Origin of the sequence: Pseudonocardia sp. ICBG1034, from assembly GCF_020131375.1 — a bacterium.
In the GTDB taxonomy this organism is placed as follows: Bacteria; Actinomycetota; Actinomycetes; order Mycobacteriales; family Pseudonocardiaceae; genus Pseudonocardia; species Pseudonocardia alni.
This window is the reverse complement of record NZ_JAHLEK010000015.1, coordinates 1,064,544-1,076,673: the sequence shown is the minus strand read 5'-3', so window position 1 is coordinate 1,076,673 and position 12,130 is coordinate 1,064,544. Positions and strand designations below refer to the sequence as shown.

At 75.3% G+C, this 12,130-nt stretch carries 14 protein-coding genes; 3 read left to right on the top strand and 11 right to left on the bottom strand.

Going from position 1 to position 12,130, the window contains the following annotated elements; all coding sequences use genetic code 11:
• Positions 1 to 53: 53 nt before the first annotated feature.
• Entirely contained in the window at positions 54 to 557 is a 504-nt protein-coding gene (locus KPF22_RS06790) for an Lrp/AsnC family transcriptional regulator (protein WP_208821686.1), read from the top strand.
• 132 nt (positions 558 to 689) lie between these two features.
• Here KPF22_RS06790 and manA read toward each other — a convergent pair whose 3' ends face one another.
• The 5 genes from manA to KPF22_RS06765 form a co-directional block, all read right to left on the bottom strand.
• The gene (gene manA, locus KPF22_RS06785; protein WP_208821688.1) at positions 690 to 1,901 is read right to left on the bottom strand and encodes a mannose-6-phosphate isomerase, class I; all 1,212 of its coding nucleotides are present in this window, start codon (positions 1,899 to 1,901) and stop codon (positions 690 to 692) included.
• Between the two features lie 27 nt (positions 1,902 to 1,928).
• Positions 1,929 to 3,047, bottom strand: coding sequence for an SIS domain-containing protein (locus tag KPF22_RS06780; protein WP_139282868.1), 1,119 nt, complete (start codon positions 3,045 to 3,047; stop codon positions 1,929 to 1,931).
• Positions 3,044 to 3,247 (bottom strand): Trm112 family protein, encoded by a 204-nt coding sequence (locus KPF22_RS06775; RefSeq protein ID WP_073576344.1) that lies wholly within the window; start codon positions 3,245 to 3,247, stop codon positions 3,044 to 3,046. Before KPF22_RS06775 ends, KPF22_RS06780 begins: the two co-directional genes overlap by 4 nt.
• A 110-nt stretch (positions 3,248 to 3,357) precedes the next feature.
• On the bottom strand, positions 3,358 to 4,770 hold the full coding sequence (locus KPF22_RS06770; protein WP_073576345.1) for a phosphomannomutase/phosphoglucomutase: 1,413 nt from the start codon (positions 4,768 to 4,770) through the stop codon (positions 3,358 to 3,360).
• Between the two features lie 64 nt (positions 4,771 to 4,834).
• Entirely contained in the window at positions 4,835 to 5,185 is a 351-nt protein-coding gene (locus KPF22_RS06765; protein ID WP_020627719.1) for a DUF3499 domain-containing protein, read from the bottom strand.
• Positions 5,186 to 5,320: 135 nt separating this feature from the next.
• Between KPF22_RS06765 and KPF22_RS06760 the strand changes: the two genes are divergently transcribed.
• Positions 5,321 to 5,806 carry a metallopeptidase family protein gene (locus KPF22_RS06760; RefSeq protein ID WP_174525520.1) on the top strand — a complete coding sequence of 162 codons (486 nt, stop codon included), beginning with the start codon at positions 5,321 to 5,323 and terminating at the stop codon, positions 5,804 to 5,806.
• A 91-nt stretch (positions 5,807 to 5,897) separates the two neighbouring features.
• On the opposite strand, the gene KPF22_RS06755 is transcribed toward KPF22_RS06760, so the two are convergent.
• On the bottom strand, positions 5,898 to 6,188 hold the full coding sequence (locus tag KPF22_RS06755) for a WhiB family transcriptional regulator (protein WP_083658828.1): 291 nt from the start codon (positions 6,186 to 6,188) through the stop codon (positions 5,898 to 5,900).
• Positions 6,189 to 6,409: 221 nt separating this feature from the next.
• Here KPF22_RS06755 and KPF22_RS06750 point away from each other — a divergent pair, with 221 nt between their 5' ends.
• Entirely contained in the window at positions 6,410 to 7,180 is a 771-nt protein-coding gene (locus KPF22_RS06750; RefSeq protein ID WP_224401501.1) for a site-2 protease family protein, read from the top strand.
• Between the two features lie 7 nt (positions 7,181 to 7,187).
• Here KPF22_RS06750 and KPF22_RS06745 read toward each other — a convergent pair whose 3' ends face one another.
• The 5 genes from KPF22_RS06745 to KPF22_RS06725 are packed head-to-tail and all read right to left on the bottom strand — an operon-like array spanning position 7,188 to position 12,110.
• The gene (locus KPF22_RS06745; protein ID WP_224401500.1) at positions 7,188 to 7,718 is read right to left on the bottom strand and encodes an NUDIX hydrolase; all 531 of its coding nucleotides are present in this window, start codon (positions 7,716 to 7,718) and stop codon (positions 7,188 to 7,190) included.
• Between the two features lie 3 nt (positions 7,719 to 7,721).
• A complete protein-coding gene (locus KPF22_RS06740) occupies positions 7,722 to 9,071 on the bottom strand; it encodes a coenzyme F420-0:L-glutamate ligase (protein WP_208821696.1) in 1,350 nt (449 codons plus the stop codon).
• Entirely contained in the window at positions 9,064 to 10,062 is a 999-nt protein-coding gene (gene cofD, locus KPF22_RS06735) for a 2-phospho-L-lactate transferase (RefSeq protein ID WP_062397568.1), read from the bottom strand. The genes KPF22_RS06740 and cofD overlap by 8 nt, the downstream gene beginning before the upstream one ends.
• Positions 10,063 to 10,080: 18 nt before the next feature.
• Positions 10,081 to 11,028 (bottom strand): DNA-3-methyladenine glycosylase, encoded by a 948-nt coding sequence (locus tag KPF22_RS06730; protein WP_224401499.1) that lies wholly within the window; start codon positions 11,026 to 11,028, stop codon positions 10,081 to 10,083.
• 11 nt (positions 11,029 to 11,039) lie between these two features.
• Positions 11,040 to 12,110, bottom strand: a complete 1,071-nt coding sequence (locus tag KPF22_RS06725; protein ID WP_224401498.1) for a sugar phosphate nucleotidyltransferase — start codon at positions 12,108 to 12,110, stop codon at positions 11,040 to 11,042.
• Between the last annotated feature and the right edge of the window lie 20 nt (positions 12,111 to 12,130).

Sequence of the window (12,130 nt, the reverse complement as noted above, 5' to 3'; positions counted from 1 at the left end):
AGAAACATCGATAGGCTTCCAACAGAACTGAACAAGATTCTCGGAGGGTTCTCATGAGCGATGATTCTTCGGAACCGCGGCGGATCAGGCCGTCACCGTCGAACCCTGTTCGGCTCGACGGGGTCGACCGGGCCCTGCTGCGCCAGCTGGAGCGGGATGCCCGCACACCGAACAACTCACTCGCCGCGGGCGCGGGGATCGCGCCGTCGACGTGCCTCGGCCGCATCCGGACCCTGCGCGAGCGCGGGGTGATCCGCGGCTACCACGCCGACGTCGACCCGGCGGCGACCGGACACCCCCTGCAGGCCATGATCTCGGTCCGCCTGCAGTCCGACGCCCGCGACCGGCTCGCCGAGTTCGTGACCCGCGTGTCCCGCCGCCCCGAGGTGCGCGACGTCTACTTCCTCGCCGGCGACGACGACTACATGATCCGGGTCGCGACCGCCGACACCGTGGCACTGCGTGACCTGGTCGGGACGCTCAACGCCTGGGCGGAGGTCGCGGGCACCCGGACATCGCTGATCTTCGAGCACCACCGCGCACCCGACACCTACTGAGCCCCGTCGTAGCCGTGGCGGAGCGGGGCGAACGCCGCGTCGAGGTGCTCGCGGGCCCGGCCCGCCTGCTCGCGCAGCAGCGGCGGGATCCCGACGCCGTGCGCCAGCACCCGGTCCGCCGGCGCCGGTGGGCTACAGCGCGTCGCCGGACAGGAAGACGGTGGCCCCGTCCTCACCGGTGGTCAGCACGGCGCCGCTGTCGGCCGCGGAGAGGAACACCGCGCGACCGCGGGGCAGCTCGACGGTGACACCGCCGGCGTCGACCGCGGCGTCACCGTCGACACACAGCAGGATGCGGGCGCCGGTGCCGGGGACGTCGAGCTTGTCCCGGCCGTCGGTGACCGCGCGGCGGAGCAGGAACTCCTCGACCGGCACGTCGTAGCGGTGCCAGCCGTCGGCGCCGGGGTCGGGGACCGGGGCGCGGACCGGCGGCGGCGGGGCGGTGAAGTCGAGGACGCGCAGCAGCTCCGGCACGTCGACGTGCTTGGGCGTCAGCCCGCCGCGCAGCACGTTGTCGGAGTTGGCCATCACCTCGATGCCCGCCCCGGACAGGTACGCGTGCAGGTTCCCGGCCGGCAGGTACAGCGCCTCACCGGGGGCCAGGGTGATCCGGTTGAGCAGCAGCGCGGCGAGGACGCCCGCGTCGTCGGGGTAGCGCTCGGACAGGTCGAGCGCGGTCTTCGCCTCGCCGGTCCACTCCTGGGCGGTGCCGCGCTCCAGCAGCCGGACCGCGCCGTCCTGCAGGGCCGGCACGAGCCCGTCGAGCACCGACTGGGGCAGCGTGATCCAGGTGGTGAACAGCGCGCGCAGCCCGTCCGGGCACGGCTGGCCGGCGAGCAGCTCGGTGTAGGCGGCGAGCTCGGGGACGTCCAGGGCGCGCAGCAGCTCCACCGTGCGGGCCGGCTCGCGGAACCCGACCAGCGCGACGAACTCGGTCAGCGCGCAGATCAGCTCCGGCTTGTGGTGGGCGTCGCGGTAGTTGCGGTCCGGCGCGTCCACCGCGATCCCCGCGGCGTTCTCCCGCTCCCATCCCTCGCGGGCCTGCTCCAGGCTCGGGTGGGCCTGCAGGCTCAGCGGCTCCTCGGCGGCCAGCACCTTCAACAGGAACGGCAGCCGTCCCTCCCAGCGGTCGCGGCCCGGGCCCAGCGCGGCGAGCGGGTCGGCGGCGATGAGCTCGTGCAGCGGGCGGGTGCCCCCGGCGACCGTCGACGGGGCGGCCGGGTGCGCGCCCAGCCACAGCTCCGCCTGCGGGTGCGGTGACGGGACGGGCTCGCCGAGCAGCTCGGCGATGACCGTCCGCGAACCCCAGGCGTAGGTGCGGATCGGGTTCTCCAGCAGTTCCACGGGTCTCCCGGTGTCAGGTGCGCGGGGTCAGGTGATCAGGGTGGCGCCGGTCGCCAGGCCGAGGTACACGGCGGCGATGTCGGCGCGCAGGGCGAGCACACCGGCCCGCAGCAGCGCCGCGTCGCGGGTGCCGCGCGGGATCTCGTCGACCGGGTGCGCCAGATCGGCGTTCGGCCACTCCCGGCCGAGCACCCGGCGGCTCACCGACTGCGGGTCCTCCTCCCCCGTGCCGAGCAGCACCAGCCGCGGCGGCGGCGCGTCGCCACCGGGGGCCGGGTCGTCGAACGGGTCGTGGAAGATGTCGCCCCCGCCCCGCTCGGACAGGTCGACGGCGACGCGCAGACCGGCCAGGGTGCCCGCCTGCGCGAGCCCGTCGGCGTGCGCGACGACACCGGCGTGGGTGGCCAGCGCCAGCGCGCCGTGCCGGGCCACCGCGGCGGCGGCCGGGTCCACGCCCCACAGCAGCGGCGTCCGCTCGGCCAGCCGCAGCGCGAGCGCCTTCGCCGGGTTCACGAACGGCTCGTGCGCGGGCTGGCAGCGCTCGGCCTCGGCGTCCAGCGCGTCGGCCAGCGCCTCGAGCCGGGCCGGGACCTCCTCGCTCCGCATCCCGGGCAGCAGGTCCAGCTCGGCGACGGCGACCAGCGCCACCGTCAGCGCCTGGGCGAACCCGAGCCCCTCCGGCAGCGGAATGCGCGGCTCGACCAGCCGGGCGCGCCCGGCGCCGGCCTGGGCGACCGGCCCGGAGTCCGGCGCGGACAGCACGACCTCGGCGCCGCGGTGCACCGCGACGGCGACCGACTCGGCCAGCTCCGGGTCGGTGGGGTCCGCGGAGTGCGCGACGACGACGTCCAGCGGCCCGATCCAGCCCGGCATCCGCTCGGCGGCCACGACCGGCACCGGACAGCGGTCGGTGAGCAGGGCCGTGACGAGGTCGGCCACCACCCCGGAGACACCGGGCCGGTGCAGCAGCACCAGCGCACGCGGACGGTGCCCGCGCAGCCGGTCCAGCCCGGCCTGGCCCGCGGTGTACAGCGCGGAACGGACCTGGGCGCCCGCGGTCGCGGCGGCCCGCAGGACGCCCGTGGTGTCCCGCGCCGCCAGCCCCTCGGGATCGGCCAGCAGCGTGTCGTCGAGCACCCCGTTCACCCGTCGTCCCGTCCGTCCCCCGCCGGCCCGGTCCCGGGCAGCGCCTCGTCGAGGAGCAGCACCGGGATCCCGTCGGTCACCGGGAACGCGCGACCGCACGTCGTGCAGGTCAGCCGGTCCTCACCCGGGGTCAGTACCGCGTGCGCGTCGCACGGGCAGGCCAGGATCTCCAGCAGCTGGGGGTCGAGCTGTAGGGCCACGGTTCTCCTCGTCGTCATGTCGCGCTCTCGATGCTGCCACCCGGTACCGACACTCCGCGGCAGCCGACCGGGTACGGACGCCATCACCGCAGGTGTGCGGGGCCGCGCGATCAGGCGCGCACGACCGCCAGCACCTCGTCCACCAGGGCACGGACGGCCGCGTCGTCGGCCGCCTCGACGTTGAGCCGCAGCAGCGGCTCGGTGTTCGAGGCCCGCAGGTTGAACCACGATCCGTCCGGCAGCGAGACGGTCAGGCCGTCGAGCCGGTCGAGCTCGACGCCGTCGCGCGGGCCGAAGACGCCCTCGATCTCGGCGACCCGCGCGGCCTGGTCGTCGACCGTCGAGTTGATCTCCCCGGAGGCGGCGTAGCGGTCGTAGCCCGCCATCAGCCCGGACACCGTCGCGCCGGCGGCGGCCGCCCGGTGCTCGCCGAGCGCGGCCAGCAGGTGCAGCGCCGCGAGCATGCCGGAGTCGGCCTTCCAGAAGTCGCGGAAGTAGTAGTGCGCGGAGTGCTCGCCGCCGAACACCGCGCCGGTCTCGGCCATCGTCTGCTTGATGAACGAGTGGCCCACCCGGGTGCGGACCGCACGACCGCCGTGCTCGGCGACCAGCTCGGGGACCGCCCGCGAGGTGATCAGGTTGTGGATGACGGCGACGTCGGACTCCCCCGCCGCGTGCGCCCGGGCGAGCTCACGGGCCGCGACCAGCCCGGTGATGGCGCTGGGGCTCACCGCCTCGCCCCGCTCGTCGACGGCGAAGCAGCGGTCGGCGTCGCCGTCGAAGGCCAGGCCGAGGTCCGCGCCCTCGGCGACGACCCGCTTCTGCAGGTCGACCAGGTTCGCCGGGTCCAGCGGGTTCGCCTCGTGGTTCGGGAAGTTCCCGTCGAGCTCGAAGTACAGCGGCACGACGCGCACGTTCAGGCCGTCGAACACGGTCGGGACGGTGTGCCCGCCCATCCCGTTCCCGGCGTCGACGACGACGGTCAGCTCCGGGGAGGCGTCCAGCGAGGTCAGGTCGACCAGGCCGCGCAGGTAGCGCGCGTAGCCGGTGAGCATGTCCTCGGTGCGCACGGCACCCGTCGACCGGACCTCGGGGACCCCGGAGTCGAGGAAGCGGCCCGCCTCGTCGCGGATCGTCGCGAGGCCGGAGTCCTGGCCGACCGGGACGGCACCGGCGCGGCACAGCTTGATGCCGTTGTAGGCGGCCGGGTTGTGGCTCGCGGTGAACATCGCGCCGGGCAGGTCCAGCGTGCCTGAGGCGTAGTAGAGCATGTCGGTGCTCGCGAGCCCGATGTCGACGACGTCGAGCCCCTGCCCGGTCACCCCGTCGGCGAACGCCGCCGCGAGCGCGGGCGAGCTGTCCCGCATGTCCCGCCCGACGACCACCGCCGACGGCGCCGGGTCGTCGCCCGCCACGAGCCGCGCCGTCGCCGCACCCAGTGCGCGCGCGGTGGGCTCGTCCAGTTGGTCGCCGACGACACCGCGGATGTCGTAGGCCTTCACGATCGCCGAGAGGTCGGGCACGACGCACGACCCTAGCGCAGCCGTGTCACCCGTCCGCGCAGGTCTCCTCACCCCGTGGGGCTGCTCAGCCGTCCTCGGGCTTCGGGAGCACCCGCAGGTGGCCGCGCCGCCCCGTGCCACCGGGCCGTGCGACCACCTCGACCGGCCGGTCCACCCGGCCCGCCTCGCGGACGGCGTCGGCGAGCGCGGTGAGGTCCTCGCCGCTGTGCTGGGGCTGGGCGAACTCGCCCTCGAACCGGACGACCTCCCACCCGCGGGGGGCGGTGAGGTTGTGCGCGTGCCCGGTGCAGAGGTCGTAGGAGTGCGGCTCGGCCTGCGTGGCCAGCGGGCCGACGACGGCGGTCGAGTCGGCGTAGACGTAGGTGAGCGTGGCGACGGCGAGCTCGGTGCAGCCCGTCCGTGAACATCTCCGCACACTCAACACATCGCCGACGATAGCCCGTCACGGGCCCGCCGCCGTACTGCGACGCGCACCCCGCTCGGCGGACGGTCCGCCCGCCGCGGTCGCGGGTCACCCCCCGGTGGGGCGCGGGGGTCCTAGAATGCCCTGGTGCCCACCGCTCGTCCCCAGAACGACCGCCGGTCGCCGCGCAGCCCGCGCCGGCGGGACCGGCGAGGACGCGGCCTGCGCGGCCTGATGTACCCGGTGTCGACGCCGGCCTTCCGCACCCGCGCCGAACGCTTCGACGCGAAGGTGCTGGAGGCGCTCGAACCGATCGAGGCGCGCTGGGGCCCGGAGCTGGTCGACCTCGACCTCGCCGTCGACGACGTGCCGTCGGTCGACCGCACCTCGCCCGACGAGATCGTGTGGGGCACCGGGGTGCTGGCCGACGTCGGCGTCCCGCTGGCCCACCTCGTGCCGGCCGGGGTCGACTCCGCCGGGATGCCGACCCGGGCGCGGATCGTGCTCTACCGCCGCCCGCTCGAGGCCAGGGCCCGCAACGGCGAGGACCTCGCCGACCTCGTGCACGAGGTGCTCGTCGAGCAGGTCGCGGAGTACCTCAACATCGAGCCCGACGCCGTCGACGGTGGCTGAGGCCCCCGCGGCACGACACGGCCCGGGGACGACGACGGGCCGGTCACCGTGACGGCGACCGGCCCTCGTGTTCCTGTTCCCCCGCGGAGTCTCAGACGGCGGCGCGGCGGAGGCGACGGCGCTCCCGCTCGCTCAGCCCGCCCCAGATGCCGAAACGCTCGTCCTGGGCCAGCGCGTACTCCAGGCACTCGGCCCGGACCTCGCAGCCGGAGCAGATGCGCTTGGCCTCACGGGTGGAGCCGCCCTTCTCGGGGAAGAACGCCTCCGGGTCGGTCTGCGCGCAGAGCGCACGCTCCTGCCAGTCCGGCACCTCCTCGGAGGAACCGTCGTCCAGCAGGCCCTTCAGGTCCAGGATCTGGGCGACCTGGTCGTAGTCGGCCATCTCGTGATCGGGCCGTTCGACCGTGCCCATCGGCTCGGCCCCCACCGGCCGCAGCATCCGCATGAACCCCTCGACGTCGTCCACTCGCCCACCTCCCCGCAACGCACCGGCGAATGACACCGCTGTAAGTACAGCGCTGACACTCGCTCTGTGCAAGCCGGCTCTGCCGATTGAGTGAAGGGTCGCGCGCGGGCGTTTCCTCCGACATGGAGTATGGGTACGTGCCGTCCCTGACACGCCGCATCAGCCCCTGGTTCCTGCTGATCCTCGGCGTCACCCTTCTCGGTGGTGTCCTCGCCGCCGCCGCCGTCCCCACCCGATCGGGGGTCCTGGCGACCTCCGGGATCTTCGTCCTGGTGCTCGGCGGCTGGGTGGTGTCGCTGTGCCTGCACGAGTACGGGCACGCCGTCACCGCCTATCGCGGCGGGGACACCTCGGTCGCGGCGAAGGGCTACCTGACCCTCGACGTGCGGCGCTACGCCGACCCCGGCCTGTCCCTGGTGCTGCCGCTGATCATCCTGCTGATCGGCGGGCTGCCGCTGCCCGGCGGAGCGGTGTGGATCAACCAGTGGGCGCTGCGGTCGCGGGCCCGGCGCAGCGCGGTCTCGCTGGCGGGCCCCGCGGCGAACCTGGCCCTCGGCGTCGTGTTGATCATCACGGTGGCCGCGTTCCCGGGGATGCCGCTGCCGGTGGCGGCCGGGCTGTCCGCGCTCGCGTACTTCCAGATCATCGCGTTCGTGCTGAACATGCTGCCCGTGCCCGGCCTCGACGGCTGGGGGGCGCTGGAGCCGTACCTGTCCGCGTCGGCGCGGAGCCTCGGCGAGCGGGTCCGGCCCTGGGCACCGTTCGTGCTGCTCGCCCTGCTGCTGTTCGTGCCCGGGGTGAGTGCGCTGTTCTTCGCCGCCACCCAGCTGCTGTTCGGCGCCGCCGGCGGGGACCAGGAGCTGTTCCGGCTCGGCTACTCCGCGATGTTCTTCTGGCGCGACCTCTGAGCCCGGCTCAGCGGGCGGCGGCGACCATCGTCGCGACGGTGTCGTCGTCGGCGGGCAGCGCGTCCACCGGCCACCACCGCAGGTCCAGCGACTCGTCGCTGATCCGCGGCGTCGCGCCCGCGGGGGCGCGCACCAGGTAGCGCACGTCCAGGTGGCGGGTCGGGACCCCGAGCGAGCAGGTGACGGGGTGGACGTCGACGTGCAGCGGGTGCTCGTCGATCTCCAGGCCGTCGATCCCGGACTCCTCGGTGGCCTCGCGCAGCGCCGCGGCGCGCAGCGAGTCGTCGCCCGGCTCGCAGTGCCCGCCCAGCTGGATCCAGCGGCCCACCCGCGGGTGCAGGGTCAGCAGCGTGTGGTCCCCGCCCGCGTCGAGCACCAGCGCCGACGCGGTGAGGTGCCCGGGCACGCAGGAGCGGTCGCAGGCGTCGTCGGGGCGCGCGTCGAGGAAGGCCAGCAGCGCGTGCTGCAGGGCCCGCTGGCCGGGGTCGCGCGGTGTCCAGGCGCCCAGCTCGCGGGCGGCCGTCGCCGTGGCCACCACGGCTCACAGCTCCAGCAGGCCGTCGCCGGCCGGCCGGGGCGCGCGCGGGGCGATCGGCTCGACCGGCACGCCGACGGCGACCGCACCGAGCGCCGCCCAGTCGTCGGGCAGGTCCAGGACCCGGCGGGCGACGTCCGCGGCGAAGATCGTCGAGCCGACCCAGCAGGACGCCAGCCCCTCCGCGGCCAGTGCGACCAGCAGGGACTGCACCGCCGCCCCGCCGGCGACGGTGAACATGTCCCGCTCGGCGGCGGCCCGGGCCGTGTCCGGGTAGCCGTGCATCCCCGCGGTGGACCGGAACGCCAGGACCAGCTCCGGGGCGCGGCGCAGCAGATCCCCGCGGGCGAGGCGACGCTCCACCTCGTCGGCCGGGCGCCCGTCGGCGACCAGGTCGGCGCGCCAGCGCTCGCGCAGCGCGTCGAGCACCGCGGTGCGCCGCGCCGCGTCACGCAGCCACACGAACCGGAACGGGGAGCTGTGGTGCGGCGCGGGCGCGGTCAGCGCGACGCCCACGGCGCGGCGCACAGCGTCGGCGTCGACCGGCTCGTCGGCGAAGTCCCGGGTGCTGCGACGCAGCAGGACCGCCTCGCCGCGCCCGCGGGCGATCGCCTCCTCGGTGCCCAGCCAGAACAGGTCCTCGGAGATCGGCCGGATCAGGTCACGGGCGGTCGAGCCGTCGTCGGGCAGGGCCGCGCCGCGCAGCACCGCGACCGGCAGCCCGCCGAGCTTGCCCTTCACCAGGTCCGCGGCCGCGGCGATCTCGTCGGCGACGGCGATCTCGGTGACGACCAGGTCGTTGCCCTGGCCGTCGACGGCGCCGGAGTAGCCGTGCAGCACCGGCAGTCCGGCCGAGCCGATCGCGATGTCGGTCTGGCCGACCCGCCAGCTGCGCCCCAGGGTGTCGGTGACGACGACGCCGACCTCGACCCCGAGCCGCTCCCGCAGCCCGGCGCGCAGCCCGGCCGCGCTGGCGTCCGGGTCGGCGGGCAGCAGGGCGAGCTCGTCGCGGCGGACGTTGGAGCCGTCGATGCCCGCGGCGGCCTGCACGATGCCGAGCTTCCCGGCCACGATCAGCGTCCGGCCCTTGCGGGCCACCACCCGCTCGGTCTCCTGGTCGACCAGCCTGCGGCGCAGCGCGTCGCGCTCCTCCTCGTCGGCGGGGGCCGGCACCAGCCTGCCCTCGACCTTGGAGAACACCTTGCTGGTGACCACCACGACGTCGCCGTCGCGCAGCCAGGTCATCCGCTCGGCCAGCGCGGCGGTGAGGTCGTCACCGGGGCGGAACTCCGGCAGCCCCGGGACTCCGATGATCTCCAGCCGCTGCGCCGCGTGGTCGGGGAAACCCTCAGACACCGACGCCCGCCAGCTCGAACGCGGCGCGGGCCATGGCGGCGGTCGCGTCGTGGTCGGTCATCAGCAGCGGCACCTCGCGCACGGTCGCGCCGGGCACGGTCGCGGCGTCGCCGGTGTGCACCAGGTAGCCGTCGAGCAGGCCGCCCTCGCCGCGGCCGCCGTAGTGCCGGCCCACGCCCTCGGCGCTGGTCTCGACGCCGATCGCGGTCAGGCACGCGTCGGCCATGCCCCGCACCGGCGCCCCTCCGACGATCGGGGACAGCCCCACGACCTTCGCGGGCGTCGCCGCGAGGGCCTGGGCCATCCCGGGGACCGAGACGATCGTGCCGATCGACACCACCGGGTTGGACGGGGCGACGAGCACGACGTCGGCCCCGGCGATCGCGGCCCGGGCGTCGGGCAGGATCGCGGCCTGGTCGGCGCCGACCGAGGCGAAGCGGTACGCCTTCGGGGCGGCCCGGTACCGGATCCACCACTCCTGGAAGTGGATCGCGACCTGCGGGGTCTCCTCCACCGCGGCCGGGTCCGGGTTGTCGATCACGACGTGGGTCTCGACGCGGTCGTCGGAGGCGGGCAGCAGCCGCACCCCGGGCTGCCAGCGGTGGCAGAGCGCCTCGGTGACCTGGGACAGCGGGTAGCCGGCACGCAGCATCCGGGTGCGGACGAGGTGGGTGGCGACGTCGCGGTCGCCCAGCCCGAACCAGGTCGCCTCGGCGCCGTAGGCCTCCAGCTCGGCCTTGACCGACCACGTCTCGTCCGAGCGGCCCCAGCCCTTCTCGACGTCGATGCCGCCGCCGAGGGTGTACATGACGGTGTCGAGGTCCGGACAGACCCGCAGCCCGTGCAGCCAGATGTCGTCGCCGACGTTGACCACGGCGGTGACCTCGTGCGCGGACTCTCCCGACCCCACGGGGGGCAGTCCGAGCGCGTGCTTCACGCCTTGCAGGAAGCGGGCTCCGCCGACGCCGCCGACCAGAACGGTGACCTTCACACGGCGACCCTACGTCGGTCAGAGCGAGCGGTAGTCGCGCGGGGAGAAGCGGGGCCCGAACCGGGGACGCCGGAATCCGGACGCCTCGATGTAGCGGACCGCGCGCTGGCGCTGCGGCGCGTAGGGGGCGAGCACCTCGAGCATCCCGGCGTCGTCGAGGTCGTGGCCGAGCAGCGCCCAGCCGACGGTGTTGGGCACGTGGAAGTCGCCGAAGCTGACCGCGTCCGGGTCGCCCCAGGCGCGCTGGGCGATCTCCGCGGCCGTCCACACCCCGATGCCGCGGACCCGGCGCAGCAGCACCCGGCCCTGCTCCCCGCCCAGCTCGGCGGCCCGTTCCAGCCGGTGGGCGACGACGGCGGCGTGCAGGATCGCCGTCCGCCGGGCGTGGTCGACGCCGGCCCGATGCCACTCCCACTCGGGCACCGCCCGGATCTGCTCGGGCGTGGGGGGGACCCGCATGCCGGCGGGCACCACCCCGGCCGGCCCCGGCGCCGGCTCCCCGAAGCGCCACGCGAGCTCGCGGAACGAGCGGTGCGCCTCGGTGCCGGTGACCTTCTGCTCCAGCACGGCGGGCAGCAGCGCGTCCCAGACCCGGCCGGTGGAGCCCAGCCGCAGCCCGGGACGGCGCCGGTGCGCGTCGGCGACGAGCGGGTGGTGCGCCACGAACGCCGACGGGTCGTCGTCGGCCCCCAGCAGCGACGGCAGCCGGTCGATCTCCCAGGCCGCGCCCGGCCCCCAGCCGGTCGCGCGCACGGTGCCGTGCGGGCCGCCGTCGGCGCGGCGGCGGATCGCGACGGTGGCCGGGCCGGCCGGCGTCGTCGAGACCCGCCAGATCACGGCGCCGTCGACGGCGGTGCGCCAGGTGGGGTCGCCGCGGCCGCGGCGCAGCGGGGCGAGGACGCCGTACAGGTCGAGCGGGAACGGCGGTCGCCATTCCCGGTCCACCACCACGGCGGCCGTGTCCACGCCCCCGATGGTCACACGTCGGGCGAGAACCGGACCCCGTGGGGCGGCAGCGTGACGCCCGGCCACACCCGCATGTTGTGCCGCAGCTCGCAGTGCGCGCCGATCACGGCCCGGTCGCCGACCACGGTGTCGCGGACGCTCGCGCCCTCCTCGACGACCGCACCGGCCCCGATCACCGAGTTCTCGACGACCGCGCCCGCCTGCACCACCGCGCCGTCGAACAGCATGGAGCCCTCGACCCGGGCGCCGGAGCCGATCCGGGCGCCGCGGCCGACGGTCGTCCCGCCGAACACGAACGCGTCGGAGGCCACCTCGGCCCCCTCCAGCACCATCGACTCGCCGGTCGGCCCAGGCAGCGCCGCCGAGGGCGCGACCCCGCGGACCAGGTCCGCCGAGCCGTGCACCAGGTCGCCGGGGGTGCCCATGTCGCGCCAGTAGGCGACGTCGACGTGGCCCTGCACGTGGGCCCCGGAGGCGAGCAGGTCGGGGAACGTCTCGCGCTCCACCGACACCGGCCTGCCCTCGGGGATGGTGTCGATGACCTCGCGGCGGAAGACGTAGCAACCGGCGTTGATCTGGTCGGTCGGCGGGTCCTCGGTCTTCTCGAGGAACTCCAGCACCCGGCCGGTCGGATCGGTGGGGACGCAGCCGAAGGCCCGCGGGTTCTGCACCCGCACCAGGTGCAGCGTGACGTCGGCACCGGTGCTGCGGTGGGTGTCGGCGACGGCGGTCAGGTCGGTGCCCGCCAGCACGTCGCCGTTGAAGATCATGACGTGCTCGGCGGAGAGCTTGCCGGCCACGTTGCGGATGCCCCCGCCGGTGCCCAGCGGCTCGGTCTCGGTGACGTAGGTGAGGTCCAGCCCCAGCGACGAGCCGTCGCCGAAGTGCTCCTCGAAGGTCTCGGCCAGGTAGCTCGTGCCCAGCACCGCCCGCCGGATGCCCGCCTCGCGGATCCGCGACAGCAGGTGCGCCAGGAACGGCACCCCCGCCGTCGGCAGCATCGGCTTGGGCGCCGACAGGGTCAGTGGCCGCAGCCGGGTGCCCTTGCCCCCGACCAGCACGACCGCCTCGACGTCCTGCAATGCAGGTTCCCCCTCAGGTT